The organism is Vibrio sp. 10N.286.52.C3 (assembly GCF_041468865.1).
Taxonomy (GTDB): Bacteria; Pseudomonadota; Gammaproteobacteria; order Enterobacterales; family Vibrionaceae; genus Vibrio; species Vibrio crassostreae_C.
Map to the genome: position 1 here is coordinate 130,429 of NZ_JBFRJM010000016.1, position 25,074 is coordinate 155,502.

Here is a 25,074-nt window from a genome sequence, read left to right on the forward strand (position 1 = left end):
CGCCTCCTAGTTCCAGTAGCGATCGATCTGAGCTTTTAGTGCTTCTGCTGTTTCTTTACCTTTGTCACCTGCAAGTGCTCGACCTGCGATAAAGGTTTTCGCTTTAATGCCTTCAAATAGGTAAAGGTCTTCAGGCACGATACCGCCCGTGATAGAAAGCTCGATGCCCATTTCAGACAAGGCACGCATCTTCACGAGATCTTCTTCTGTCCAACCCACACCGGCTAATTCAGCGTCACGAGAACGGTGGTAAATCGCTTGTGAAATACCTAAGTCGACCCAAGATTGAGCATCGTCCATTGTCCAGTTACCATAAATTTCGATTTGGATTTCACCGTTAAATTCATCTGCGACTTTCTTACATGCACCAATAGTCGCAATGTGTGCGGCTGCAGAAACGGTAATCCAGTCGGAGCCTGCTTCAAATGCCATACGCGCTAGAATTGCGCCGCCATCTGTGGTTTTCATGTCGCACACTAGGATATGGTCTGGGTGATTTTTACGAAGCGTAGAAACCGCCGTCATTCCCTCTGCAAACGCCAAAATAGTACCCACTTCAATCACATCAACAAAGCTTTCAACGTTGTTTGCCACTTCAATTGCTGCAGGAAGGTTTGTTTGGTCTAGGGCGATCTGAATCATTGGTTTAGTCATGTTGTTATCCTTTAATTTGTTCACGTATTAGACGGGCTAAGCCATCATGGTTGTTATCTGTTGAGCACACGCGTTGAACGTGTGATTTGACGATGTCATCAGCATTGAGCATCGCTACACCGAATCCGGCGTACTTAATCATGGATATGTCGTTGTGGTTATCACCGACGGCAATGACGTCATCGGCGTGATAACCGAGTTCTGCGATGTATTCAGCAAGGCGTAGGCCCTTACTGTTACCTTTTGCAGCAAAGTCGATTCGGTTTGACCAAGAACGCTCACCGTTGAAGTTCTCTCCTATCCATGGGTGTTGCATTAAACGGTCGACGGAATCTTGGCTCCCCTCTACCACAAACTTCCAAACGTGTTCAGCTTGTTGAGCTGTTTCTATGAATGATTCCACTTGGTAAATTTGTGGGCGATGTTGTTCTGGTGCCGTTTCAGCCCAGCTTTCCAATGTCAACATGTAGGCAAATGGGTTGTACTGTGAGTACGTCATGGCATGAGTTATATACATCACCATCTTGAGCTGAAACTCGTCAGCCATGTTAATGAAAGTAAGTGCCTTATCTTTCTCTATGGCGTTTTGAGTCAATACCGTTTCAGTTTGATAGTCATAAACATAAGTGCCGTTACAGCAGATGATTGGAGTATCTAGCCCCAATTCGTAATAGTAAGGTCGTGCTGCTGTGTGGTGTCGGCCAGTAACAATCATGACGTGACAACTTTGTTTGGCTTCTTGAATCGCCTTTTTTACTTCTGGATGAATCGTGTGATCATCCTTTAACACGGTTCCATCGAGATCTAACGCCAGCACTTTATACATAGAGTCCTCTACTTATTCCCTGAAGTCGGGCCTAATCAATATTGAAGCTACTTCGAATAGAAACGACTTACTTAAACGGCTTATTTAAACAAAAAGCCGATTTACTGTTGGCCGTAATAAGCATTTTCACCGTGCTTACGTAAGTAGTGTTTGTCGGATAGTTCTGGCTGAATTTTGATGCCGCTATTCAAGGTGCGCGTTGCCAACGCCATTGCCGACACTTCTTCTAATACCACCGCGTTATGAACGGCGTCGTTGGCATCTTTGCCCCAAGAGAACGGCGCATGTCCTGCAACAATCACACTTGGAACGGCCATTGGATCAATTCGACGTTGCTTGAACTCTTCAATAATCACCAAGCCAGTATTTTTCTCGTACTCTTCAGAAATTTCAGAGTGAGACAATCGACGTGTACATGGGATGTCACCGTAGAAATAATCAGCGTGAGTGGTGCCTAAGGCTGGGATGTCGATACCCGCTTGTGCCCAAATGGTGGCACTGCGTGAATGCGTGTGAACAATGCCACTCACTTCAGGGAAAGCTTTATAGAGCTCTAAGTGCGTTGCGGTATCGCTTGAAGGATTGAGTTTCCCTTCAACAACCTTGCCTTCGAGATCGACGACCACCATGTCTTCAGCCGTCATATCACTGTATTCGACACCTGATGGTTTAATCGCTATCACTCCGTTAACACGGTCAAACTCAGAGACATTACCCCAAGTAAATGTCACCAAACCGTATTTCGGAAGTTGCAAATTGGCTTCTAAAACACGTTGTTTCAATTGGCTATATTTAGACATCGTTGCCTCCTTACGCCGCTTCCGCTTGAAGCAATGCAGCATCAATTAAACGCGCCACTTCTTCTGGGCTTTTGCACGCGCGAAGTTTTGAGAAGTCTTCATCGAATTCAATCAAGTTCGCCACTTGCATGGTGCCTTCGATGTGCTCTTCTGAGTCCTTACCCGCTAGTGTTATCAGCACATCTACAGGCTCATCAACACCTTCAAACGTAATTGGCGCTTCAAGCACGGTTAGCGCAAACCCAGTACGAATAACACCGTCTTCAGGGCGGCAATGTGGCAGTGCGAACGCATCGTGAATACAGATATAAGGCCCTTCTTCGCCAATCGCTTTGGTAATCGCTTCGTAGTAACGCTCTTCAGCCACGCCCGCTTTTACCAATGCGTCAGTACCTAGCTTGATCGCCGCTTTCCAGTCGGTTGCTTTTGCATTCAGTAGGATAGAGTTATTCTTGATAAGAGATTCTTTTAAGTTCATGTTATTGCTCACTTATATAATTGTTTTTATTGGCTCAGCAGTGCGACACCACTGAGCCGTTTTTAATTATTTATGGAAGTTGTTCTCGATGATGGAAACAAGCTCGTCGCCGAAAGTTTTCACCATAATCATGTTCTTAACCGCTAACTGTTGCTTACCTTCCGGCAGACCCGTGATCTTCGCTGCAAGAGCAACCGAAGTAACGATGATGTCGAATGAACCAAGGTGTGATTTGTAATCGGTGATGGCGCTGTTAAAGGTCGAGCTTGGGATGCCTTTCTTGTCCAAGTACTCTTTAATTTTCTTAGAGCACATCATTGAAGAACCTTGTCCTGAGCCACAGCACACTAAGACACGAACCGGTTTCTGGTCAGCGGCTGGTGAGATTCGAGTTTCTGATGTTGTAGAAGCTGCCGTTGTTGAAACAGATGGTGCTTCAGCGGTTGCTGTCGATTGTTGTGGAACCGCGACTTCAACCTCAATACCTTCAGGCGTTACTGCGGTCATTGTTTCAGCAGCAGCTTCTGCGTCTTCTTCAGCTCGTAGTTGCTTAGAAGCGAAGTACATGTAGATGCCAGCCAAAGCCAAAATCACAAAGAAGAACATGCTAGAGCTTGAGATACCTTGCATGATTGGTGGGAATACCAGAGCCCAGTCAGCCATGCCCATCCAGCCATTAAACTCAGTACCTGATTGAGCGAAGATATGGATTGCCCACGCAGAGCCAACCACTTCGATGATGCCCATCACGAAACAGATCTTCATCACCGCTTTCCAGCCACCAAAGTGGTTAGCAAACACACCGATAGTGGCGTTCGAGAAGAACATTGGGATAAAGCCAGGAATGATCATGATTGGTGCGTCAAACGCTAGCATTGCAAGAACAGCGGTGAATTGACCCACTGCGCCCCACATGAAACCAAATACCATTGCGTTAGGAGAGTAGGCGTAAATAGCCGCACAATCGATTGCTAAAACAGCGTTAGGAATAAGGCGTTGAGAAATACCGTTAAATGCCTCGGACAGTTCCGCAACGAACATGCGAACACCAGTAACGATGACTTGAATGGCAACAGCGAATTTCAAACCAGTTTCAAAAATGTAGATAAACCAGTGCGTTTTACCTGCCATGTCCTGAAGGTTATCAAGACCGAACGAAAGAAGAATAATGCCGAAGAAGCCAGTCATTACTAACGTTGTTGCAGCGATACTGTCGTGGAAAATGTGTAACCACTTAGGCAGTTTGATGTGGTCAACACTGTCGTTCTTGTCGCCAAGCTTCGGTGCAACCTTGGTGGCTACCCATGAAGCAAACTGTTGTTGGTGACCAATCGAGAAACCCGCACCACCAGTGACTTCTTGAGTCGGCTTGAACATGATGTTTGAGGAGATACCCCAGTACAACGCCATCAATATTGCTGAATAAATAATGGTTTCCCACATACCTGCACCAAGCACGAAGTAGAAAACAGCAATGAGGCCAGCTTGCTGGAACATGATATGCCCAGTCAGCATGATGGTTCTGATACCCGTAATACGTCGGAAGGCAACAAGTAGAATGTTTAGCCCAAGAGCCAGTAATACTGCATACCCAACCCAAGAGTAGTTGTCGCCCATGGTTTCCATGGTGGACATCATGGAGGTGTACGGGTCGATTACCGATCCCGTTAATCCATGTATTTCACTCATTTTTTCAATAACCGGTTTAAAACCCGCTACCAATGTTCCTGCACCTACCTGCACTATCATGAAACCAACGATGGTTTTAATAGAGCCGGAGATAACAGTTGTTGCGTCACGTTTTAGAAGGATGTAGCCGAGACAAGTAACAAGACCGAGTAGCAACGGTGCTTTGGTCATTACCTGACTGTAAAAAATATAGAAAATATCGTATAAGAATTCCATATCTTTACCCCTGATTGATTTTTAATTTTAATGATTTGTAGGATGTGATGATTCTAGTTTTGCTCACGAACTAGACTTTACCAATCAAAAGTAATCATTCAATGCTCACTTGTGATTACTTTGATTTATATCAATTAACCACACCCAGAATGTGCTTAATTGAGCTTTAGATCACACGCAAAAATAATAAATACAATAAAATCAACTACTTATAAAACATTGTGATTAATGTCTGGTTTTTATAGCGATGTGGTTTGACAATCATGATGGTGATTATTAGAATCAAAACAAATCAAAAGTAATCATTAAATTGTCACAACGACAAAAAGAGTGATAAATATGAATGAAGTACAAAGACATAACGGCATCTTGTCGCTGTTAGAAGATATGCAGACAATCAACGTCTCTCATATTATTGATAAATTTAGCGTTTCTCCTGCTACTGCTAGGCGCGATATCGCTAAGTTAGATGAAGTTGGCCGACTTAGAAAAATTCGAAATGGTGCGGAACGAGTAGAAACTCAGAAGAGAAAGTGGTCACCACTGAATATCAACAGCACTGAGTTCTATGAAGAGAAATCAGAGATTGCTCAAGCAGCTGCAGGGCTTTGTCAGGCTGGCGATACAGTCGTGATCAACTGTGGTTCGACGGCTTTCCTACTCGGTCAGCAATTATGTGGCGATGACGTTCAAATCGTAACGAACTACTTTCCACTCGCAAGCTACTTGATCAACGAAGATCATGACGATGTCATCATCATTGGTGGTCAATACAACAAAGCGCAGAACATCTTTCTAAACCCTGCCCCTAATTCATTAGGCGGCTATGCGGGAAACTGGATGTTCACCTCAGGTAAAGGCTTAACCGATGCCGGGCTGTACAAAGCCGACATGTTAACGGCCGTAGCCGAACAACAAATGCTCGAACAGGTCGATAAGCTTGTCGTCGTGGTCGATAGCTCAAAAGTTGGACAACGTACCGGAATGCTCTTTTGCAGCACCAAGCAAATAGACATCGTCATCACCGGTAAAGACGCCAATCCCGAAGTCGTAAAACTGATTGAAGCTCAAGGGACGCAAGTCATCCTAGTTTAAATCGCAGGGCTAACTAGCCCACCAATAATAATAAATTTAGCTCAGTGCCTTAATCCAAATTAAGGCGCTCGGCTCCCTACATCCAAAATTAATCAAATTATTGAAATAAAAGGTATTATCATGAGCAATGTAAACGAAATCACTCGCGAGTCTTGGATCCTAAATACATTCCCTGAGTGGGGCACATGGTTAAATGAAGAGATTGAACAAACAGTTGTGCAACCGGGTACCTTTTCTATGTGGTGGCTGGGTTGTACAGGTATTTGGCTAAAATCAGAAGAAGGTGCAAACCTATCAATGGACTTCTGGTGTGGTACTGGTAAAAAAACACAAGCCGTTCAAAAAATGAAAAACCAGCACCAAATGATGCGTATGGGCGGTGTGGAAGCACTTCAACCAAACCTACGTACCGCGATCTTCCCATTGGACCCTTTCGCTATCAAAGAGATCGATGCAGTTATGGCATCTCATGACCACGGCGACCACATTGATATCAACGTTGCAGCGGCAGTTCTACAAAACTGCGGCGACCACGTTAAATTCATTGGCCCTAAAGCGTGTGTTGATTTATGGATGAAATGGGGTGTGCCAGAAGATCGGTGTGTTATTGCTAAAGTTGGCGACGAGATCAAAATCAAAGACGTGAACATCAAGGTTCTTGACGCATTCGACCGTACAGCTCTAGTGACACTTCCTGAAGGAACATCTTCCCTAGACAAAGAAATTCTAGACGGAATGGACGACCGTGCAGTGAACTACCTAGTAGAAACAACAGGCGGTTCAGTTTACCACTCTGGTGATTCTCACTACTCAAACTACTATGCTAAACACGGTAATGACCACAAGATCGACGTTGCACTGCTTTCTTACGGTGAGAACCCACGTGGCGTAACAGACAAAATGACATCTTCAGACATTCTTCGTGCTGCTGAGTCTTTGAACTGTGAAGTAGTTGTTCCGTTCCACCACGACATTTGGGCTAACTTCCAAAATGACCCGCGTGAAATCGAAATGCTGTGGAACATGAAGAAAGAACGTCTTCAATACGGCTTCGCACCTTTCTTCTGGCAAGTTGGTGGTAAATACACATACCCAACAGATAAAGGCCGCATGCACTACCAGCACTTCCGTGGCTTTGCAGACATCTTCACAAATGACCCAGAACTGCCATACCGCGCATTCTTGTAAACATTAAGAAAAGCACTAACTAGGGAGCAATGCGCTCCCTTTTTTTATCATCGAATAAGGATGTTGATATGGTATTACGTGAGTTCAAAAAACATTTCAGTCGTGGCGACCTGAAAGCAGCAATTGGTGTCGTGTCCCCTGGAGCTAATGGTTATTACTTAATGGTCAAAAGTCATAAGTGGGGAGTAAACAGCTTTCTTGAATCCGACAGAAAAATGCAACCCAGGGTATTCAAGACTCAACAAGCTTTGTTGAACGCCGCTAAAGCAATCGGTTTTTCCTACCACTCGATTGATATCCAACATTTATAATCAAGATGGTTAGATATTGGGTTGATTCTGTTATCGGTGTCGCTTCGTAAAATAACCAAACATTCAGAGCCTGAATACCACCACTCCAAAATCATCTGTTTATCTACTCGACAAAAATAATTCTTACAATTAAGCGTTTATATTCATTAATAATATTGGCGGCGGGCGGCATAATAGCCGCGAATCCTTCTAACGAGTTTGGTTATGTTCTACAAGCGTCTTTTGGTATTGGCTTTACCGCTTACTTTTGTGTTTCCCATCCATGCTGAAACGTTTGGTGAGCGAATGGCGCGTATCGAACAAGAGAATGTACTGGCGAAAACCATGAGTGAAGAACAAGTTGAGTTGATACAAAAAGTCGTACAGACCAATCACTGCGCTAAAGTGGCGTTAACCCACCACCAACGCATTTTAGGCCAATATAAGGTTGAGACATCTTCTTCTGAGTTATTTGTAAAATGGCGTCAACTCGGTAAGCAGTTAGACGCTCAATACGAGACAGATTACCCCGGCTACCCTAAGCACGCTTTTCAAGAATATCCTGCGGCTTCAAGCAAAGTCGATGGCTACCTTTTTGCTTTAATCGACAATGGTTTAAACGAGCAATCGTGGATCGCCAAAGAGTTTAAGCAGTGTAAAAAGAATAAGCTAATATCCCGAACCTAAGCTCAAGTCTGCTCTGGTTCGAGAGTACTCACTCACATTGGTTCTAATAAAGTAAGAACAGCCCTTCATAACCGCCAATTTCGATTTCACTCACATAGTCACCAACGTTACCGTTGGCATCAACAGGTTTCATTGGAACATCCAGCGCGATGGTGAGTTTTGCCGCGTCATAAAAGCTCGGATTCTTACCGTGGAAATCCGTGCGATACAACACACGACCATTGCTGAACTCTCTCGCTAACACCATGTCCTCAGGGCCACCAGCAACCACCTGATTTTCAGATTGATACATAAAGTACGTGAACGTCGGTAGAACGTGAGTCATGCCATTGGGCAGATCAGCATGCACCATTTCGTTCATCGAGGCATCGCCAACGATGGTGTAGTCAGCGGGCTGAGGTGTCGTTGTCGATAGCATCAAAGGAATCGGCGCAAAGCCTTGTGGGATTTGATGACTCGGCTCTCCCAAATCAACAGCCAATAACGAACTTGGTTGGTAGGCGATGTTTTTAGGGACACCACTTTGCCAGAAAATCTCAGCCGTCGTATTGCCACTTCCATAGACGTAACCATTGTTCCACTGATTAAAGTAGCTATGTTGAGCGTGTCGATTGAGGTGGTAGATCGCTAGGGTCGAGTATTGGTCTTGCTTCCAATTCTCTTCACTATTTTCAAGGTACTGAACTCGCCCATAACGCGTTGTCGCCTGAAAAATAACACTTTGTCCATTATAGGCGAGCGCAGAATTATCCCAGAATTTAGAGATCCCCGAGTAACCACTAAACCCAGTAGACGGAAAAATGTAGTGCTCGCGTAAATACAGAGATCCCGCCTCGCTAAGATGAGACTGTCCATTTCGACCCAGTAAGTTCGCGGTTCCGATATTCAACCCAATCGACGCATCACTTTCTAAAGCAGATAGATTTTTCAGAAACGCTGAAAATTGTTGTTTATAGAGATCATCCGCTTGATTCGAACCCGCAACAGCTCCTAACTCTTGAACATGCCCGCCAGAATGAACATAGAACTGATTCGAACCAATAAGCTTATTTGTGTCGTCGTTGTACGCACCATTCAAACCTTGGCTTGCCCAGCTTTGCTTGTAGTAGCGATGAATAGCAGATAGATAATCCGCGTTTGCGACGTTCGTTAGCGACCAAGATGAGTTAGCGCTCCACATTCGACCAAATGGCACCACTCTTGATTCCCAACGAAAACGTGCTGTCGCGTTCTTATTGGTTCGATTTCGATACTCGCTTGGCGACAAGTAGTTATCACCATCTAGGTCTGCAGACACATCAAAACCACGGATTTTTCGCCATTGGCTGATAGCATTGCCGTCCGGGGTTGAAGTCGGAGCATCGGTTAACTTGACGGTTGGAAAACTGTTTTTGAGTTTTACTTCTTTTAAACGCGGCCTGTCGTCGGCATTCTCACTTTGCCAACGAACTCTCACAACGTATAAGCGCCCACCATCTCTCAAAAAGGTTGAACCAAAATACTGGCCGCCGCCATAACTCGCACCGCTCCCATCATGAGTTGTAGCTCTTAACCAGTTATCCGGAAGGTTCCAGATCACCGATTGGTTTTTGGTCATATTGAGCGTTTTGTCTTTCTTTACATCAAGCCTTTCCCATTGTGAAACCCTACCCTGAGAATCAATAGCAGTTGGGTATTCAATCCAAAATTCACCGCTGCCAGCAAACTGTGAGAACTTAAAGGTCAGCCGTTCGAACTGTTCAGCATGATAGACATACAAAGCCCCACCCTGTTCGAAATTCTCAAACACATCGGCATCCCACGGAGGCTCTTGATACAACCAAAAACCAGCATGGTCTTCACTGGCTGTATAACCCAAGATCATAGGTTTTCGGTTTAAAAGGGTCTTTTCGCCATGAGTTTTATCAACTTCGGCAATGACAGTATCTTCAGAAAAGTGCAGGAAATAGTCTTCGAAATTGAGGCCTTCTAACTCAGCTTGGTTACGGAGATCGTTCTCCAACCAACCCGAGTTCATCGCCATGACTTGGTTGTACATATAACCAATTGTCGTGGCCCGCTCATTGTCGGCTTTGTCGGCATAAGCTCCGAACACAATATCACTGTTGGAAATTTCCCAATCAATGACGGCATTCGTAGATAGTGGGGAGCCCAAAAGATCAACACCAACTTCATGTTGCCCTGGCAGCACAACCGCTGTACCAACAGCAAAAGCGTAACCAGCGATTAAACATGACGGTATGAGTGCGAGCAGCCCAGAAATGTAGGTTTTCATGATTCAAATTTCCTAATCGATACTGTCATGCCTTAAATCACAAAACGAAAAGTCAGCCAACTTACGTGTCAATTTAGGAATCAAAATACGAAAAAAGTATCGACTACATGGCTCTATTGTTCAAGTGCTCGTCTGTCTTGTTTCATCGGTGGCAAGTAAAACGAGCAAATGCCGATTCAAAATCAATGCATTAAGGAAAATATAAGTTTTTGTGATTTTAATTTTATTTGGAAACCAAGTATCTCCGGCTAACGAGAAATCAGCTCAGATTTTCTCAAAATGAGAATAATACGGTTTGGAAGATGAGAAGTTATCAGAGCCTAGAACTCAGAATAGGACTTGGATTTGCTGTATCGAATCTCAGTTTGAGCGCCACACTATTGAAACTCAATTTGGATAGGCTGTCTAAACAAGAACGATGACAACGCTCCTTAAAGCCTCTTGTTCCACTTCCCTTGATGGTCGCGATCGCAATTTTCTTGCGTATCGTAGCTAACATGCTTATCGATATTCTTCAGTTGAATTCCAACTTGATTGAACGCTTGTTGAATAGCCCCTGAGACACTCTGTTGACCTTCGCCACTTAAGAAGTTCGTTCTATCCTGATTGGTATCGAATACACAGACAATTTTCAAACTTTGCGGAAAAGAGGAAAAGTTGACCGAGTGAGTCACCCACAAAAAACCATCGAAGCCTTTCAGCGTGTCTTCACAAACGTCAGTTAACACGTCTCTGATTTGATTCTCGATTTTCTTATCTGATTTACGCATGCGGCAAAGGTCCTATTTAACACCTTAAAAAATAAGGTTTTTCGGTCAGTTTCGTACTACCTGATATTGGACACTGTGGCGGTTTCAAATGCAAAGTATTTATTGGGGAGAGTCGACTGGAAGATATAGAGGAAACGCCTCATGTTTGATAGCTTACGAGGCGATCAAACATGAGACGAGTATAGAATTTACTAAAACATTAGCTCGCCGCTTGTTCCCAATCAGTTAATAACTTCATGATTACGCGAGAGTCTTGGTGGGTTGCCATTGGCGCAGCAAGTTGTGTATCACCTTGCTCAACCGCTTGGCGGATATTGCGCACTTGATAATGGAAACCATCGCCTTGCGCTTCGACTTTTACTTCACGTGTCGATGTTTCATAGATCTCTACCGTAAACGTGTTTTCTGCCGTCGGTAGCCATGGATTAGTATCTAGCGTGATACAGCCTTTGCTGCCTAGGATCGTAAAACCATGCTTTAAACCGTGGTCTTCAGCAGTGTGGATTTGTGCGGTAAAACGGTCGTTGAAATGCATCATCGCCGACGATTCACAGATATTGCCATCTTCGCCTCGTCGACCGATTGCTGAGATCTGCACGTCATCGAACACGCTCTCACCAAATTGCTGCTGCGCAACAGAGTGAATCAGCGACATTGGGTAACAGCCAAGGTTGTATAGCGCGCCTTTGCTCGCAGGATTCACGAACTGATCAATCGCCGCAACGTAGGAACCTTGAATTGAATGCACTTCGCCAATCTCACCAGTTGCCAGTTCTTGATGAAGCTTGGTGATAAGTGGATGGTTTAAATACATCAAACCTTCAGCAAAGAATACGCCCGCTTCTTTCACGGCTAGTAAAGCTTGCTCGGTTTTTTCCATATCTACCGACAAAGACTTCTCACACAAGATCGCTTTGCCTTTTTGAGCCGCTTTAATCACATACTCATGATGAACGTGGTTTGGTAGAGCAATGTAGATAATGTCGACCGACTCATCTTCAATCAAGGCTTCATAGTTGTTGAAGGTTCGTGTTGGCTGGTATTGGGCAGCAAACTCATTGAGTGTTTTTTCAGTGCGACCAGCAACGGCATACAGCTCACTTTGAGCATCGCCTTTAATCGCATCCGCCATTACGCCTGAGATAAAGCTGGTTCCTAGGATTCCCCATTTCATGTCTTAGATCTCCTGCTCTTGTGCTTTGATAGGCCCACGTTGCGTTTCGAATGCTTGAACCAACTCGGTAATATCACGCTCAATAAACGCTTGGGTATGAGGCATCACAAAGTGCTGATTGATCGCCTCGCGGTTTACGTATTGCTCAAGCAAGATCACACGATCGCTTTGGCTTTGATCATAGGTTGCAATTGCTTGTAGGCAGCCCGGTTCGCTTTGCATGTCTAAACAAAACTGTTCGATAGCTTCGAGCGCAGCTGCTCGTTCTATGTTGGTTTTGATCTTAAGTTCGGCAGTAACAAAGATAGTTTCATTCGTTTGAGGCATTGCACACTCTTATTTTAGTTAATTATCGGTTTGCCATTAATATAATTAACCCCTAATAATTGATAAACTCACCTTTTGTTTATTATTTATCAACCAAGAGTGTTCAATGGATAAGTTAACCAGCATGAAAGTCTTCGTCTATGTGGTGGAACAAGGTAGCTTTCGCAGCGCCGCAAACCACTTCAACCTGTCGGCGACCATGATAAGCAAACATGTCCATTCCTTAGAAGCCAGTTTGAAGTCTCAGCTGATCCACCGCACCACGCGTAAGCAATCGTTAACCGATTCAGGACAACTTTACTATCGTGAGTGTAAGCGAATTCTCGAAGACATCAGCAATGCAGAGAACCTGATTCAAACCTTGGAAAATCAACCACAAGGCACGGTAAAAATAAACTGCCCTGTCACCTATGGAAACAAGGTACTCGCCCCTATCGTAGCTAAGTTTCTCGCGCATCACCCAACCATTAACGTTGAGCTGATGTTGAATAATGACCTTGTTGATCCTTATTCATCTGACATTGACCTGATTGTGCGAATTGGTGACCTATCCGATTCAAGCTTGGTCGCAAGGTATTTAGGGGATTATGAGATGTGTTACTGCGCGGCGCCCGCTTACCTAAACCAACATGCTGAAATCAGAGTATTGGAAGACTTGGCGCAGCACCCATCGCTTGGATTCAGTTACAGCAGCCAAGCTCCTCACGCCACACCGAATAAAGAACGTGTGCGCTTGATGTCGAATAATGGTGATGTGTTGCGGTATGCCGCCCTGCAGGGTGTGGGCGTGTTGTTGCAACCGACTATCTTAGTCGCAGAAGAGATTGATCGTGGAGCGCTGTTGGAAATCCTACCCGGCATGGCGCCGTTACCAAAGCCGATTCACTTGCTCTACAAAACCAAGCAACTGTCGTTGAAGAACAGAACCTTTGTCGAGTTCTTGTTAGCTGCGTTTGCTGAGTAACTAAGCGCTTTCTAAACAACAAAGACCGCTAGACTGTTTGCCATTGGCTCATCAAGCGCTTGCCAAGATCAGAGGGCGTGGTGTTATGGACGATCATCTCATCACATTGGTTGAACACCATGAAGTGTTTTAGTTCATCGCATAAAGCATGAACCAACAACTCATGGTTTTTAATTCGCTCTTCCACAACCAAGTTACGGATATTGAGCAAACCACTCTTCCTGTCGACCTTGCAATCCATTCGTGCCACCAGCTCACCTTGCCACAGAATCGGTAAGCTAAAATAACCAAACTGACGCTTGGCCTCTGGAACATAGCATTCTAGGAGGTAATCAAAGTTGAACAATGATTGCATTCGCTTTCGTTGAATCAGCAGGTTATCAAACGGAGACAGTATCTTAAGCTTGGTTCTGGAAAGAGGTTGATTCAGCAGTTCAAAAGCACCTGGCAGGACATAGTAATCAGAGCCTTGAATATCTACTTTCAGAACCTGCTTATCTTCAAGCATCTGTTGGAGTGCTATCTGAATCAAAGGCTTTGTGTTCTTGAGTAGGTAGCTCATTTCCGACGCTATTCCAACTCCGTTAGCCTCTAAATAACGTGTTATCAGATGCTCGATGTACTCTTGTTCTGTCGGCTCAGAGGTATCAATTCCGCTCGGTAAAACTCGCTCGGTTAGGTCATACACCTTATGAAAGTTAACTCGGCTTGGCACCATTAAGTCGCCTTGCATGAACAATGTTTCTAATGCTTGCTTGGCCGGTTTACCGCCCCAACCGCCGGGGTTTGGCCTATCCCCTTCAAAATCTTTCGCCATCAACGGCCCTTCATTCTCAATACGTTTGAGAACATGAGCCATCAGTGCGTCATTCTTTTTATACCAATGCTTGAGCTTACCGCTCGCAAAGCCATTCTTGCGGTGTAGGCTGAATCGGAAGTCACGCATGGGTAAATACGCGGCGGCATGCGACCAATACTCAAATACTTCTCGACGCTCTAACAGCTTATCAAGATGGTTCAGTTGGTAATCTTGATTGCGATTCCAAAGCGTGTGGTGGTGAGCTCGCTGAATCACAGAGATGGTATCAATTTGCACATAGCCAAGGTTTTCAATCGCAGACAACGTGTTCGCCAAAGCGCCCCCATTGCGTTGCTTTTTAGGTGGCAACTTCTTAGGCGGCAGCTTTTGCGAAAGCAATACCAGTTTTTGCGCTTGAGCGAGTGACAGTGATTCCATGAAATTCAGACTCTAATTGATAGCAATGATCCGTTTATGATTCAGCAATAAGCTCTTGAAGAATCTGCTTGTAGGTTTCTATCGTCTGCGCGCCCGTTACTGCACTCTTACGGTTGAACACCACAGTAGGAACCGCAGAGATCCCCATGCGTTGCCATTCAAACTCTTGCGCTTCAATTTGCTTCAAGTTGTCGGTGTTCTTTAGACGCTTCAGTGCCTTCGTTGAGTCTAAGCCAACCGCTTCAAGCTCTTGTGCAATGACTTCAAGATCGGACAGGTCTTTTTGCTCTGTGAAGTGAGCAGCAAAGAAGCGTAGCTTTAACTCAGTCTGTTTGCCGTGCGCTAGTGCAAAATCGAGAAGTACATGTAGATGACGTGAATTGACCATTCTCATACTGTCATAGAAATTGAAATCGAAACCAACCGCTTGGCCGCGAGCCGAAAGCTGTTCTCGTGAACGTTGGCTCTCTTCTGCGCTAGAACCGTATTTTCTCATGATATGGGCACGCAGGTTTTCGCCCTCTTGCGGCATGTCAGGGTTAAGCTCAAACGGCTGCCATTCAAGTTCAATCTGGTCTTCTAAACCAAGTTCCGCAACGGCTAGCTCTAAGTTTTTGTAACCGACTACGCACCACGGGCACATTACGTCAGAAATAATATCAAGTTGAAGTTTCTTGCTCATAATCATTCCAAATATCGTTACTAAGGCGTATCCAATTCAAAGTGAATACCCATCTTTCTGGTTAGACTACAACAAGCTGAACACTCGTTCAAATTTAACTCAATACAACAGCAGCCAACAAAAAAGCCAACTCATTTTCACGAGTTGGCTTTGATAAAAATCGAATCTAGCTTAAGAGCGTTACGCTAGCAACTTCTCAAGTACTTGGAACACACCCGCGTCAACGTTACTTGGCGCGCCAAAACGCGCGATCTCTTTTAACTTTGGATGCGCGTTTTCCATCGCGTAAGAGTGGTAGCTCTCTTTAAGCATTTCCAAGTCATTTAGGTAATCACCAAAGCTCATGGTCTGCTCGTAAGTGAAACCTAATGTGTTCTGTAGATGTTTAATCGCCGCACCTTTTGACGCTTCAGCGTTCATCACATCTAACCAAATTTTTGCGCTTACAACCACTTGGTAGTTCTCACCGAATTTGGCATCAATAGTTGGGTTCACTTTCTCTTGTGAACCGTCGAAGTGACAGATAGCCACCTTGATGAAATCGTCTTCTACCGCCAGTAAGTCTTCTACTTGCTCACGGCGATGGTAGTACTTAGAGATCTCCGCCAGAGCACGCTCATCTTTGGTTTCGATGTATGCCGATTTCTTACCGCATAGCACCACATGCGCGCCTTCAATAGCTCGAGCTTCTTTAATGATCTCTTTAATGGCATCGGTATCAAGCAAGCAGCTGTAAAGTTCTTGGCCTTTGTGCATCACTAATGTGCCGTTTTCAGCAATAAACATCATGCGATCTTTAAGCGGGGAAAATGTTTCTAGCAAGCTGTAATACTGGCGGCCAGACGCGGCAGCAAAAATAATATCTTGCGCTTCTAAGCGCTCATAAAGATTGAAAAACTCTGGGTCGAGCTTTCCATGCTCATCGAGTAAGGTGCCATCCATATCAGTCGCGATAAATTTGATGTTTTGTTGGGGCATGTCGGGCGTACCTATTATTGGATTATGATCATTCGTTATCTTGAGTAACGGTTCTGGGTTCGATTATATCGCTAGAGTCGCTGGTGAATACAATGCTTATTTTACCGCCTGTCAGTCACTGTTTCACATCTTTCCAAGGCAAACGCTAACAGAAGCGCATTCCAGTTTGAAGGGTTAAGTCCTACATACAAGATGTGCGTTAGATCACACTCCACTATATTCTTTCCTGTCTCTCCATCACTTTATTCCGACCACAGTCATTATGATTTTAGCTATTATTACGACCTTGCTTTGCATCGTTACCGTCAAGTTTCTAATCACACTTGCGAACTTAGAGCGCCATCGTATTCACATTGAACCTAAAATATCGTTCAAAAGAACTGAGTGGCCGACTGTTTCCGTCATTATTCCTGCGCGAAATGAAGAAGACAATATTGAAATCAGCCTTGGCTCTCTATTGAAGCAGAGCTACCCAAAAGACAAGTTTGAAGTCATTGTTGTTGATGACTTTTCTACTGACTCAACCCGTGCAAAAGTAGAAGCATTGATCAGTAAGTTCGACGTTAACGCGCGCTGTATTTCAGGTAGAACGTTACCGACCGGATGGCTTGGTAAGAGCAATGCATGTATGGCTGGCGCACTCAACGCGAGCGGTGAATATGTGTATTTCATTGATGCAGATACCGATTCAGCACCCGCGATGCTACAGAGCGTTATCGACTTTGCTATCCAACAAAAAACTGATCTCTTATCGTTTAATCCAAAACAAACTTTTGCGTCTGTGGCAGAAAAAGCGACCTTGCCGGGCATCTTTCTATCGATCGCATCTTATATGAACTTTAAAAACTCGAACGACATGACTAAGGAAGAAGCGATTGCTAACGGTCAGGCGATGTTGTTTACCCGAAAATCCTACGACGCAGTCGGTGGACACGCCGCAGTAGCAAACGCGATATCGGAAGACATCGCCTTTGCAAAAGTCATGAAGGTCAATGGATTTAAGATTTTCTGGGCATTTGCAGACAAACTAATGAGTACGCACATGTATTCAGACTTCAACTCAATCTGGGCTGGCTTTTCCAAAAACATGAATCTTATTGTGAATTGTCAATCGCAAGCACAAGCTTTAAAAGTCTTCATCAAAGCCAACATCATCGCATGGGCGGGACCGCTTTTGATGCTGGTATCGGCGAACGCCTTCATCAGTGACATGTCTGCCATTCATGCTTATTCGCTCATTGTCAGCTCTGTGATGCTCTTGGTGTCGATCGTCACCTACTTCATTTTGGTTAAGGAACTGTTTGTTCCCGCAAAATTTGCGTTAACCGTACCCTTCGGTATTTGTGTTCAAAGCCTACTCGTGCTGAACAGTTACCGCTTATCTAAAACCAATAAAATCAGCTGGAAAGGGCGCTCATTAACATGATGAATAAGATTATTACTTTGCTTCTTCTTGCTTGTTCAGTTTCGGTGTTTGCATCAGACACCGATGGCTGGTCACTGGCACGCGATAAAAAAGGCATCGAGGTTTATAACCGTAAAATTGAAGGCAGTCACTTTAAAGAATTTCGAGCAGAAGGCGACATCAACGCGTCCCTCACTTCTATTATCGCACTCTTTATCGATACCTCTGTTGGCACGCAATGGGTAGAAAACATCGATGACATGGAAGAAATAGAGCATTTTAGTGCGGCGCACACGATCACCAAAACCTATACCAAGGCACCTTGGCCAGTTGCCGATCGTGAAGCTATCGTAGAGAACGTCATCACTCAAGATCCAGAGACGATGGTTGTCACCATTGATCAGCATGGTAGGCCTGATTACCTGCCAAACAATAATAAAAAAATCATCAGAGTGGCTGAATTAGAGGCGAGTTGGATCCTGACACCAATCGACGAAAACACCACCCATATCTCTTATCGAGTATTGAGTGATCCAGGTGGCGATATTCCGTATTGGCTCATTAACATGGTGGCCGTTTCTCAGCCTTACAACACGCTTCGCGGGTTATCTAAGATGTTGGATTCTGGTGAGTACACCGATCGGCGCCTTGATTTCATCGAGAACTACACGTCACTTTAACAATGCAATGAATACTCTAGAGGTCTATATTGTGAAATTTCCATTCTCTCCAATCGCAGCGATATTGCTTGTAGCATCAAGTTCAGTATTTGCTAATCAAATCATTGTCGATACTAAAGGTGTTGATGAAACACAGTATCACGCCGATCTGTATGAATGTGAGCAATACGCTCAACAAGTGAAGCCTGAAGAGGTCGATTCTCTTGGCAGCGATATTGTCGGTTCAACCGCTAAGGGTGCAGCGCTGGGTGCGGTTGGTGGAGCCGTCTCTGGCGGGAGTGGTCATGATGGTGCAAAAATTGGTGCTGGCATCGGTATTATCAGCGGCGCTTTAAAGCACGGTGCTCAAAAAAGACAATCCGCCGAGCTATCTGAGCAGCAGAAGTTTCAAGTGAATCGTAACTGTATGATCAACCGAGGCTATACCGTTCTTAACTAGCGGATAACCGAGCAAAATGGCGTTTAATCGATGTTCACGCCATTTTGCGTAGCTGAGTCAAAGCAGAGTTCAACCATAGTCCCTGAATCGCCACCTTAAAGTTCGTTCAAATAGACAGTGAGCATTGACCCCTATTTAAAATAGGCTTATCATTAATCGTCTTTTAACGATTAATGAAAGTGAGACGTCAATATGAACTCAACTTGCTCGACATCTGGTGGCTGTTCTCTGCCCATCGAACACGGTGATGCTAAAGCAGAAAAGCAAATGGCCGCACTGGCGAAAGCACTCGCTCACCCAGCAAGAATACGTATATTGAGTATCCTTTCCACGTTAGAAAAATCGGGCGGCTGCTTGAACAGTGATCTGGTGAGTGAATTGGGTTTAGCTCAATCAACGGTATCAGAGCACTTAAGAATATTAAAAGCCTCAGGTTTTATTACGGCTGAGTCGATTCCGCCGAAGATGTGTTACCGCATCGACCGCGACAATATTCAACGCTTCGAATCGATATTTAACAGCATTTTAAAATAGAAGTTCACGCTTGAATGATCGGCTTTGATAGCCTTTACTTTTAAGCGTGTTTTTTTGCCACAACCAATCGTTTTTCGACGATTTACGATATCAACTAAGAGAGATTATCATGAAACCAAAGTTAGGTTTTCTAGATCGCTACTTAACACTGTGGATTTTTATTGCCATGGGCCTTGGTGTACTACTCGGCACCCTATTCCCACAGATCGAACAGTGGAACGATTCAATGTCTGTTGGCACCACTAACATTCCGCTTGCGATTGGCCTTATCTTAATGATGTACCCACCTCTGGCTAAGGTTAACTACAACCTGCTAGGCACTGTGGTAAAAGATAAGAAAGCCATTAAGCTCTCTTTGATCATGAACTGGATCGTTGGTCCAATTCTGATGTTTGTATTGGCACTAACTTTCTTGGGAGACCACCCAGGTTACATGGTTGGGGTGATTCTGATTGGTCTTGCTCGTTGTGTGGCGATGGTTCTGGTTTGGAACGACATCGGCGGCGGTAACAAAGAGTACGGCGCGGCATTGGTTGCTCTAAACAGTGCATTCCAAGTGGTGAGCTACAGCTTTATGGCGTGGTTGTTCATCAGCGTTCTTCCACCAGTATTTGGTTACGAAGGCATGTTGGTTGATATCTCGATGATCGACATTGCACACAGTGTACTTATCTACCTAGGTATCCCATTCCTAGCGGGCTTCCTAAGCCGTAAGATCCTTGTGTCGATGAAAGGCGAGCAGTGGTACAACGACGTATTTATTCCACGCATCTCTCCAATCACACTGATTGCACTACTGGCGACTATCGTTCTGATGTTCAGCCTGAAAGGTGAAATGATTGTTGAACTGCCAATGGACGTTCTATTAATTGCGGTTCCACTGACTATCTACTTCACTGCGATGTTCTTCATCAGTTTCTTCATCGGTAAAAAGATGGGCATCGAGTACGACAAGAACGCATCAATTGCATTTACAGCAACAGGTAACAACTTCGAGCTAGCGATTGCCGTGGCTATCTCAGTATTCGGTATCAACTCAGACCAAGCGTTTGCAGGCGTTATCGGTCCACTGATTGAAGTCCCTGTGCTGATTTACCTTGTGAACGTGGCGCTTAAGATGAAAGACAAGTACTACAACGGTCAGACGGTTAAACCTAGCGTATAGCATCTACGTCTACACCTAGAACTAGAACTAACAAAAAGCAGCATCACTTTGAACAGAAAGGCTCACACGTTAAACGGTGAGCCTTTTCTTTATTCAGTTTCGTCTAATAGGCCTTTCAATGCTTGTTCAAGCCAAAGTAATGCAGGACCTTTTGAGCGTGTTTTAGACAGAACAAGATCAACCGGAGGCGACCAAGTTTTATGGTCAAATGACACATTCACCTCTACCAAGCGCTGTTTAATAAGCTCTTCTTCAACAAGGTGTTTCGGTAAGTATGCCCAACCGATATCGCTACCAAGAATCATCTCTTTAATGACGATAAAGCTGTTTGACCACCATACCTTTCCGGCAATCAGCGGAAACTGATCCATCACCTTACCTTTGTCTCCCCTCAACATTAACTGACGATGCGGGAGTAAGTCAGAGAGTTTCGCCACACCTGTTTTTGCGAGCGCATGACTTGGATGACACACAGCAATAAACGGTAAGTGACCGATAAAGCAAGGCTCAGAACCGACATCAAAAGCCAAGTTAGTAAACATTAATCCAATGTCGGCCCTCTCTTCGATAATTAACGGATTGACCTCTGTCGTGGTACACGCAACCAGTTCCACTTCAGTCGCAGGGAATTGTTGACTGAACTGACTAAGGATCTTAGATAGATTCGGGACCAATAGTGAATCATCTAATGCAATTTTGATGAGCCCCTCTTCACCACTGCCCATCGCACTAACCGTCACATTCAGATCTTCAACCTGAAGCACGATCGCTTTCACCTGTTTAAATAACTGCTCGCCCGCTTTGGTTAGTGAAGGCTTTCGAGTCGAACGATCAAAAAGCTCAACATTAAAATCTATTTCAAGATTACTGATGCCTTGGCTCACCGCCGACTGCACCTTCCCCAAATGACGAGCACTGGCAGAAAATGACCCTAATTCAACGGCATACACAAACATTTTCAGTTGTTCAATGTTGTACATTCGGTGTCTCCCAAAACTTACTATCACTATATGTGATGCTAACTATCTTTATATTATCACTTAAGTAGATATTATTTAGCCAAGTCATTAGCCCATCGGCGGCTATTTAATCGTAAAGAGAGTTAGAAAAATGTCACATAAAGAACGCATGTTGCACATGGTGCTATTTGAATTGGTTGCTTTGGTTTTGATGGCAGGGCTTGCAACCTATATTACAGGAAACGGCGCAGGTGAAATGGCAGGCTTAGCGCTCGCAATATCATTGATAGCGATGGCTTGGAACTACGTTTACAACTATGGCTACGACAAAATTTACGGAGCAGACCGAAGCAAAAGAACCACGAAAACACGTATCCTGCACGGATTAGGTTTTGAGCTTGGCTTAATGACAGTGACGCTACCTGTCTTGATGTGGGTTCTACAACTCGACTTCCTAACCGTACTGATCATGGACATCGGCCTAGTTATTTTCTTCGTACTTTACGCGATTGCGTTCAACTGGGCGTATGACTCGGTTCGATATCAATTGGTTGCGAAAGGAAAAGTGGCAGCTCTGGTTTAGAGCGGTAAGTTCGTCTCGTATAACAAGAACATACACCCAAATGAAAACTGCCAAACTACAACATAGTTGGCAGTTTATTCATTTATGCATATAAGCTCATTTGTTAACTCCCTTGTTACATAGCAAAAACATCACACAGCCCTCCCTAATTAAGTCTAATAATCCGCCACTCACGAAGTAGCATCACAAATCCAAACATAAACTCCTCGTACCAGTTGCGCATTCATTTACATATAGGTAGTTTGAGCGGCTTCGCAACTTATCAATTCGAGCAATGACGTTCATGCGAGCATCTTTTTCGAGCAAAAGTGTTCGGATTAACATTTCAAGTGACTTTAATTAACAATTTTATGCTCAAACGCTCACTTTTGATGTTCGTTTATTTTCGAGTTCGCAAATATATGCACAATGCACGTGCTAGATAAGCAAAACTAAAAAGGACTCGAACATGACAACAAACAAACACCCTTCTTTATTTGGGCAATGCTTGGCTGAATTTATCGGTACAGGATTACTCATATTCTTTGGCGTTGGCTGTGTGGCCGCTCTGGTATTAACTGGTGCGACATTCGGACAATGGGAAATCAGCATCATCTGGGGCTTCGGTGTTGCGATTGCAATTTACTGTACTGCCGGCGTTTCAGGCGCACACATCAACCCAGCCGTAACGATTGCACTGGCCATGTTCCATGGCTTTGATAAAGCAAAAGTGGTGCCTTACATCATTTCGCAACTGCTTGGCGCTTTCTGCTCTGCAGCATTGGTTTACAGCCTGTACAGCAACCTATTTACTGACTACGAAATCGCACATAACTTCGTTCGTAGCAGCCAAGACGCACTATCAACTGCTGGTATCTTCTCGACTTACCCACATGCTTCACTTTCTTTCTTCGGCGCTTTTGCTGTGGAATTCGTGATTACTGCAGTGTTGATGTTTGCCATTTTAGCGTTAGGTGATGAGAACAATGGCGCATCTCGCGGCGCAATGAACCCTCTACTGATCGGTATTCTTATCGCGGTTATCGGTGGTTCTTTAGGTCCACTGACTGGCTTTGCAATGAACCCTGCTCGTGACTTCGGACCAAAACTTTTTGCTTACTTTGCAGGTTGGGATTTCGCACTAAGCGGTGCTCGTGATATTCCTTACTTCATCGTTCCAATTCTTGCTCCAATTGCTGGTGCGTGTTTTGGTGGTTGGTTGTACCCACGTGTTATCGGTGCTTACCTACCAGTTGAAGGCCAAGGCTGCACAATTCCAAACCAATGTGAAACAGAACAAGAAGCTGAACAAGCTCAAGCTTAATCACTAAGCGCCCCTACATTTACTAAAATATAAATAACAAAAGAAAAAGGATTCTTACCATGACCGAGCAAAAATACATTGTTGCCCTAGACCAAGGCACCACAAGCTCTCGCGCTGTAATCCTCGACCACGATGCAAACATCGTTAGTTCTTCTCAACGTGAATTTACTCAAATCTACCCGAAAGCGGGTTGGGTTGAGCATGATCCAATGGAAATCTGGGCAACGCAAAGCTCTACATTGGTTGAAGCGCTGGCTAAAGCAGGCATCCGCAGCGATGAGCTAGCGGGCATTGGTATCACTAACCAACGTGAAACCACCATTGTTTGGAACAAAGAGACAGGTAAGCCGGTTTATAACGCCATCGTATGGCAGTGTCGCCGTACAGCAGACATCTGTGAAGACCTTAAAGCGCGTGGCCTAGAAGACTACGTACGTGACAATACTGGCTTAGTCCTTGACCCGTATTTCTCAGGTACCAAAGTAAAATGGATTCTAGACAACGTTGAAGGCGCTCGCGAAGACGCTGAAGCTGGCAAACTACTGTTCGGTACGGTTGATACTTGGTTGGTTTGGAAGATGACTCAAGGACGTGTTCACGTTACGGATTACACTAACGCGTCACGTACTATGTTGTTCAACATCAACGACCTATGCTGGGATCAAAAGCTACTTGATGAAATGGGGATCCCGTCATCAATGATGCCAGAAGTGAAGCGTTCTTCTGAAGTTTACGGTCAAACGAACCTTGGTGGTAAAGGCGGTACTCGTATTCCAATCGCGGGTATTGCGGGTGACCAACAAGCTGCACTTTACGGTCAAATGTGTGTAGAAGCAGGCCAAGCTAAGAACACTTATGGTACTGGTTGTTTCCTTCTAATGAACACAGGCCAAGAGAAAGTCACATCGAAAAACGGCCTTCTAACCACACTGGCATGTGGCCCTAAAGGCGAACCTGCATACGCACTGGAAGGTGCAGTATTCATGGGCGGCGCATCAATCCAATGGCTACGTGATGAAATGAAACTACTGGCTGGCGCAGAAGACTCTGAGTACTTCGCAACCAAAGTAGATTCTTCAAACGGCGTTTACGTAGTCCCTGCATTTACTGGTTTAGGCGCACCATACTGGGATGCTTACGCTCGCGGTACGATTGTTGGCCTGACTCGTGGTGTTAACTCTAACCACATCATCCGTGCAACCTTGGAAGGTATTGCTTACCAAACGCGTGACGTACTAGACGCGATGCAAGCGGACTCTGGCATCAAGCTAGCAAACCTACGTGTTGATGGCGGCGCAGTAGCGAACAACTTCCTAATGCAATTCCAATCAGACGTGCTTGATACTGAGGTTCACCGTCCTGAAGTAACTGAAGTAACGGCTCTGGGTGCAGCATACCTTGCTGGTCTAGCAGTTGGTTTCTGGGACAGCATCGATGAGCTTCAAGACAAAGCAGTACTAGACCGTACGTTCTTGCCACACCACGATGAAGAAAAGCGTAACCGCCGTTACAAAGGTTGGAAGCGTGCTATCAAGTGTGCACAAGTTTGGTCTGAACTGCACGATGACGACGAAGAGTAAAATCGAGCGTTCGAATAATCACTCTCTTATCGATTGAATTGTTCGTTCCTCAGTAAACGAAACTAAAAAGAGCACTATTTTGTGCTCTTTTTTGCG

At 44.6% G+C, this 25,074-nt stretch carries 26 protein-coding genes; 13 read left to right on the plus strand and 13 right to left on the minus strand.

Annotated elements, in window-relative coordinates; all coding sequences use genetic code 11:
* Nucleotides 1-6 precede the first annotated feature (6 nt).
* The 5 genes from AB4138_RS07005 to AB4138_RS07025 all read right to left on the minus strand — a co-directional run bounded on the left by AB4138_RS07005 (nt 7) and on the right by AB4138_RS07025 (nt 4,663).
* Entirely contained in the window at nt 7-654 is a 648-nt protein-coding gene (locus AB4138_RS07005; protein ID WP_017078555.1) for a 3-keto-L-gulonate-6-phosphate decarboxylase UlaD, read from the minus strand.
* A gap of 4 nt (nt 655-658) precedes the next feature.
* Nucleotides 659-1,480, minus strand: a complete 822-nt coding sequence (locus AB4138_RS07010) for a pyridoxal phosphatase (protein ID WP_017065672.1) — start codon at nt 1,478-1,480, stop codon at nt 659-661.
* A 101-nt stretch (nt 1,481-1,581) separates the two neighbouring features.
* Nucleotides 1,582-2,280: an L-ribulose-5-phosphate 4-epimerase gene (locus AB4138_RS07015; protein WP_017064003.1), complete on the minus strand. Its 699-nt coding sequence runs from the start codon at nt 2,278-2,280 to the stop codon at nt 1,582-1,584.
* Between the two features lie 10 nt (nt 2,281-2,290).
* Nucleotides 2,291-2,758, minus strand: coding sequence for a PTS sugar transporter subunit IIA (locus AB4138_RS07020; protein ID WP_372154329.1), 468 nt, complete (start codon nt 2,756-2,758; stop codon nt 2,291-2,293).
* A 66-nt stretch (nt 2,759-2,824) separates the two neighbouring features.
* Nucleotides 2,825-4,663 (minus strand): PTS ascorbate-specific subunit IIBC, encoded by a 1,839-nt coding sequence (locus AB4138_RS07025; protein WP_017060920.1) that lies wholly within the window; start codon nt 4,661-4,663, stop codon nt 2,825-2,827.
* 339 nt (nt 4,664-5,002) lie between these two features.
* Here AB4138_RS07025 and ulaR point away from each other — a divergent pair, with 339 nt between their 5' ends.
* The 4 genes from ulaR to AB4138_RS07045 all read left to right on the plus strand — a co-directional run bounded on the left by ulaR (nt 5,003) and on the right by AB4138_RS07045 (nt 7,923).
* Nucleotides 5,003-5,758: an HTH-type transcriptional regulator UlaR gene (gene ulaR, locus AB4138_RS07030; protein ID WP_017064005.1), complete on the plus strand. Its 756-nt coding sequence runs from the start codon at nt 5,003-5,005 to the stop codon at nt 5,756-5,758.
* 120 nt (nt 5,759-5,878) lie between these two features.
* Nucleotides 5,879-6,946 (plus strand): L-ascorbate 6-phosphate lactonase, encoded by a 1,068-nt coding sequence (gene ulaG, locus AB4138_RS07035; protein ID WP_017060922.1) that lies wholly within the window; start codon nt 5,879-5,881, stop codon nt 6,944-6,946.
* Nucleotides 6,947-7,014: 68 nt separating this feature from the next.
* Nucleotides 7,015-7,257 (plus strand): hypothetical protein, encoded by a 243-nt coding sequence (locus AB4138_RS07040; RefSeq protein ID WP_017064006.1) that lies wholly within the window; start codon nt 7,015-7,017, stop codon nt 7,255-7,257.
* 204 nt (nt 7,258-7,461) lie between these two features.
* On the plus strand, nt 7,462-7,923 hold the full coding sequence (locus tag AB4138_RS07045; protein WP_017060924.1) for a hypothetical protein: 462 nt from the start codon (nt 7,462-7,464) through the stop codon (nt 7,921-7,923).
* A gap of 43 nt (nt 7,924-7,966) precedes the next feature.
* On the opposite strand, the gene AB4138_RS07050 is transcribed toward AB4138_RS07045, so the two are convergent.
* From AB4138_RS07050 to AB4138_RS07065, 4 genes are all read right to left on the minus strand, one after another.
* Nucleotides 7,967-10,198, minus strand: a complete 2,232-nt coding sequence (locus tag AB4138_RS07050; protein WP_372305441.1) for a hypothetical protein — start codon at nt 10,196-10,198, stop codon at nt 7,967-7,969.
* A gap of 431 nt (nt 10,199-10,629) precedes the next feature.
* Nucleotides 10,630-10,968 (minus strand): hypothetical protein, encoded by a 339-nt coding sequence (locus AB4138_RS07055; protein WP_017060926.1) that lies wholly within the window; start codon nt 10,966-10,968, stop codon nt 10,630-10,632.
* Nucleotides 10,969-11,167: 199 nt separating this feature from the next.
* Entirely contained in the window at nt 11,168-12,142 is a 975-nt protein-coding gene (locus AB4138_RS07060; protein WP_372305444.1) for a Gfo/Idh/MocA family protein, read from the minus strand.
* Nucleotides 12,143-12,145: 3 nt separating this feature from the next.
* Nucleotides 12,146-12,469, minus strand: coding sequence for a putative quinol monooxygenase (locus tag AB4138_RS07065; protein WP_229648088.1), 324 nt, complete (start codon nt 12,467-12,469; stop codon nt 12,146-12,148).
* 106 nt (nt 12,470-12,575) lie between these two features.
* Here AB4138_RS07065 and AB4138_RS07070 point away from each other — a divergent pair, with 106 nt between their 5' ends.
* Nucleotides 12,576-13,433, plus strand: a complete 858-nt coding sequence (locus AB4138_RS07070) for a LysR substrate-binding domain-containing protein (RefSeq protein ID WP_017069718.1) — start codon at nt 12,576-12,578, stop codon at nt 13,431-13,433.
* Nucleotides 13,434-13,461: 28 nt separating this feature from the next.
* Here AB4138_RS07070 and AB4138_RS07075 read toward each other — a convergent pair whose 3' ends face one another.
* The 3 genes from AB4138_RS07075 to AB4138_RS07085 form a co-directional block, all read right to left on the minus strand.
* Nucleotides 13,462-14,670, minus strand: a complete 1,209-nt coding sequence (locus tag AB4138_RS07075) for a winged helix-turn-helix domain-containing protein (protein WP_372305446.1) — start codon at nt 14,668-14,670, stop codon at nt 13,462-13,464.
* A 34-nt stretch (nt 14,671-14,704) separates the two neighbouring features.
* Nucleotides 14,705-15,352 carry a DsbA family oxidoreductase gene (locus tag AB4138_RS07080; RefSeq protein WP_372305449.1) on the minus strand — a complete coding sequence of 216 codons (648 nt, stop codon included), beginning with the start codon at nt 15,350-15,352 and terminating at the stop codon, nt 14,705-14,707.
* 180 nt (nt 15,353-15,532) lie between these two features.
* Nucleotides 15,533-16,330, minus strand: a complete 798-nt coding sequence (locus AB4138_RS07085) for a Cof-type HAD-IIB family hydrolase (protein ID WP_017069716.1) — start codon at nt 16,328-16,330, stop codon at nt 15,533-15,535.
* Between the two features lie 262 nt (nt 16,331-16,592).
* Here AB4138_RS07085 and AB4138_RS07090 point away from each other — a divergent pair, with 262 nt between their 5' ends.
* The 5 genes from AB4138_RS07090 to arsB all read left to right on the plus strand — a co-directional run bounded on the left by AB4138_RS07090 (nt 16,593) and on the right by arsB (nt 20,553).
* On the plus strand, nt 16,593-17,756 hold the full coding sequence (locus tag AB4138_RS07090) for a glycosyltransferase family 2 protein (protein WP_017064013.1): 1,164 nt from the start codon (nt 16,593-16,595) through the stop codon (nt 17,754-17,756).
* Nucleotides 17,753-18,415: an START domain-containing protein gene (locus tag AB4138_RS07095; RefSeq protein ID WP_065583761.1), complete on the plus strand. Its 663-nt coding sequence runs from the start codon at nt 17,753-17,755 to the stop codon at nt 18,413-18,415. The genes AB4138_RS07090 and AB4138_RS07095 overlap by 4 nt, the downstream gene beginning before the upstream one ends.
* Before the next feature lie 31 nt (nt 18,416-18,446).
* Entirely contained in the window at nt 18,447-18,854 is a 408-nt protein-coding gene (locus AB4138_RS07100; protein ID WP_029235181.1) for a glycine zipper family protein, read from the plus strand.
* A 192-nt stretch (nt 18,855-19,046) separates the two neighbouring features.
* Nucleotides 19,047-19,388, plus strand: coding sequence for a helix-turn-helix transcriptional regulator (locus tag AB4138_RS07105; RefSeq protein ID WP_017064015.1), 342 nt, complete (start codon nt 19,047-19,049; stop codon nt 19,386-19,388).
* Between the two features lie 109 nt (nt 19,389-19,497).
* Entirely contained in the window at nt 19,498-20,553 is a 1,056-nt protein-coding gene (gene arsB, locus AB4138_RS07110; protein WP_017065681.1) for an ACR3 family arsenite efflux transporter, read from the plus strand.
* An 89-nt stretch (nt 20,554-20,642) separates the two neighbouring features.
* On the opposite strand, the gene AB4138_RS07115 is transcribed toward arsB, so the two are convergent.
* Nucleotides 20,643-21,533: a LysR family transcriptional regulator gene (locus AB4138_RS07115; protein ID WP_017066099.1), complete on the minus strand. Its 891-nt coding sequence runs from the start codon at nt 21,531-21,533 to the stop codon at nt 20,643-20,645.
* A 130-nt stretch (nt 21,534-21,663) separates the two neighbouring features.
* On the opposite strand from AB4138_RS07115, the gene AB4138_RS07120 reads away from it, so the two are divergent.
* The 3 genes from AB4138_RS07120 to glpK all read left to right on the plus strand — a co-directional run bounded on the left by AB4138_RS07120 (nt 21,664) and on the right by glpK (nt 24,978).
* On the plus strand, nt 21,664-22,095 hold the full coding sequence (locus AB4138_RS07120; RefSeq protein WP_017066100.1) for a PACE efflux transporter: 432 nt from the start codon (nt 21,664-21,666) through the stop codon (nt 22,093-22,095).
* A gap of 448 nt (nt 22,096-22,543) precedes the next feature.
* Nucleotides 22,544-23,398, plus strand: a complete 855-nt coding sequence (locus AB4138_RS07125; protein WP_019827050.1) for an MIP/aquaporin family protein — start codon at nt 22,544-22,546, stop codon at nt 23,396-23,398.
* Between the two features lie 59 nt (nt 23,399-23,457).
* Nucleotides 23,458-24,978, plus strand: coding sequence for a glycerol kinase GlpK (gene glpK, locus AB4138_RS07130; protein ID WP_017060940.1), 1,521 nt, complete (start codon nt 23,458-23,460; stop codon nt 24,976-24,978).
* The last annotated feature ends 96 nt before the right edge of the window (nt 24,979-25,074 follow it).

What these genes read in the sequence shown, in the direction of transcription:
- AB4138_RS07005 (WP_017078555.1), bottom strand. Translation starts at nt 654, where the DNA reads ATGACTAAACCAATGATTCAGATCGCCCTAGACCAAACAAACCTTCCT.
- AB4138_RS07010 (WP_017065672.1), bottom strand. Translation starts at nt 1,480, where the DNA reads ATGTATAAAGTGCTGGCGTTAGATCTCGATGGAACCGTGTTAAAGGAT.
- AB4138_RS07015 (WP_017064003.1), bottom strand. Translation starts at nt 2,280, where the DNA reads ATGTCTAAATATAGCCAATTGAAACAACGTGTTTTAGAAGCCAATTTG.
- AB4138_RS07020 (WP_372154329.1), bottom strand. Translation starts at nt 2,758, where the DNA reads ATGAACTTAAAAGAATCTCTTATCAAGAATAACTCTATCCTACTGAAT.
- AB4138_RS07025 (WP_017060920.1), bottom strand. Translation starts at nt 4,663, where the DNA reads ATGGAATTCTTATACGATATTTTCTATATTTTTTACAGTCAGGTAATG.
- ulaR (WP_017064005.1), top strand. Translation starts at nt 5,003, where the DNA reads ATGAATGAAGTACAAAGACATAACGGCATCTTGTCGCTGTTAGAAGAT.
- ulaG (WP_017060922.1), top strand. Translation starts at nt 5,879, where the DNA reads ATGAGCAATGTAAACGAAATCACTCGCGAGTCTTGGATCCTAAATACA.
- AB4138_RS07040 (WP_017064006.1), top strand. Translation starts at nt 7,015, where the DNA reads ATGGTATTACGTGAGTTCAAAAAACATTTCAGTCGTGGCGACCTGAAA.
- AB4138_RS07045 (WP_017060924.1), top strand. Translation starts at nt 7,462, where the DNA reads ATGTTCTACAAGCGTCTTTTGGTATTGGCTTTACCGCTTACTTTTGTG.
- AB4138_RS07050 (WP_372305441.1), bottom strand. Translation starts at nt 10,198, where the DNA reads ATGAAAACCTACATTTCTGGGCTGCTCGCACTCATACCGTCATGTTTA.
- AB4138_RS07055 (WP_017060926.1), bottom strand. Translation starts at nt 10,968, where the DNA reads ATGCGTAAATCAGATAAGAAAATCGAGAATCAAATCAGAGACGTGTTA.
- AB4138_RS07060 (WP_372305444.1), bottom strand. Translation starts at nt 12,142, where the DNA reads ATGAAATGGGGAATCCTAGGAACCAGCTTTATCTCAGGCGTAATGGCG.
- AB4138_RS07065 (WP_229648088.1), bottom strand. Translation starts at nt 12,469, where the DNA reads ATGCCTCAAACGAATGAAACTATCTTTGTTACTGCCGAACTTAAGATC.
- AB4138_RS07070 (WP_017069718.1), top strand. Translation starts at nt 12,576, where the DNA reads ATGGATAAGTTAACCAGCATGAAAGTCTTCGTCTATGTGGTGGAACAA.
- AB4138_RS07075 (WP_372305446.1), bottom strand. Translation starts at nt 14,670, where the DNA reads ATGGAATCACTGTCACTCGCTCAAGCGCAAAAACTGGTATTGCTTTCG.
- AB4138_RS07080 (WP_372305449.1), bottom strand. Translation starts at nt 15,352, where the DNA reads ATGAGCAAGAAACTTCAACTTGATATTATTTCTGACGTAATGTGCCCG.
- AB4138_RS07085 (WP_017069716.1), bottom strand. Translation starts at nt 16,330, where the DNA reads ATGCCCCAACAAAACATCAAATTTATCGCGACTGATATGGATGGCACC.
- AB4138_RS07090 (WP_017064013.1), top strand. Translation starts at nt 16,593, where the DNA reads ATGATTTTAGCTATTATTACGACCTTGCTTTGCATCGTTACCGTCAAG.
- AB4138_RS07095 (WP_065583761.1), top strand. Translation starts at nt 17,753, where the DNA reads ATGATGAATAAGATTATTACTTTGCTTCTTCTTGCTTGTTCAGTTTCG.
- AB4138_RS07105 (WP_017064015.1), top strand. Translation starts at nt 19,047, where the DNA reads ATGAACTCAACTTGCTCGACATCTGGTGGCTGTTCTCTGCCCATCGAA.
- arsB (WP_017065681.1), top strand. Translation starts at nt 19,498, where the DNA reads ATGAAACCAAAGTTAGGTTTTCTAGATCGCTACTTAACACTGTGGATT.
- AB4138_RS07115 (WP_017066099.1), bottom strand. Translation starts at nt 21,533, where the DNA reads ATGTACAACATTGAACAACTGAAAATGTTTGTGTATGCCGTTGAATTA.
- AB4138_RS07120 (WP_017066100.1), top strand. Translation starts at nt 21,664, where the DNA reads ATGTCACATAAAGAACGCATGTTGCACATGGTGCTATTTGAATTGGTT.
- AB4138_RS07125 (WP_019827050.1), top strand. Translation starts at nt 22,544, where the DNA reads ATGACAACAAACAAACACCCTTCTTTATTTGGGCAATGCTTGGCTGAA.
- glpK (WP_017060940.1), top strand. Translation starts at nt 23,458, where the DNA reads ATGACCGAGCAAAAATACATTGTTGCCCTAGACCAAGGCACCACAAGC.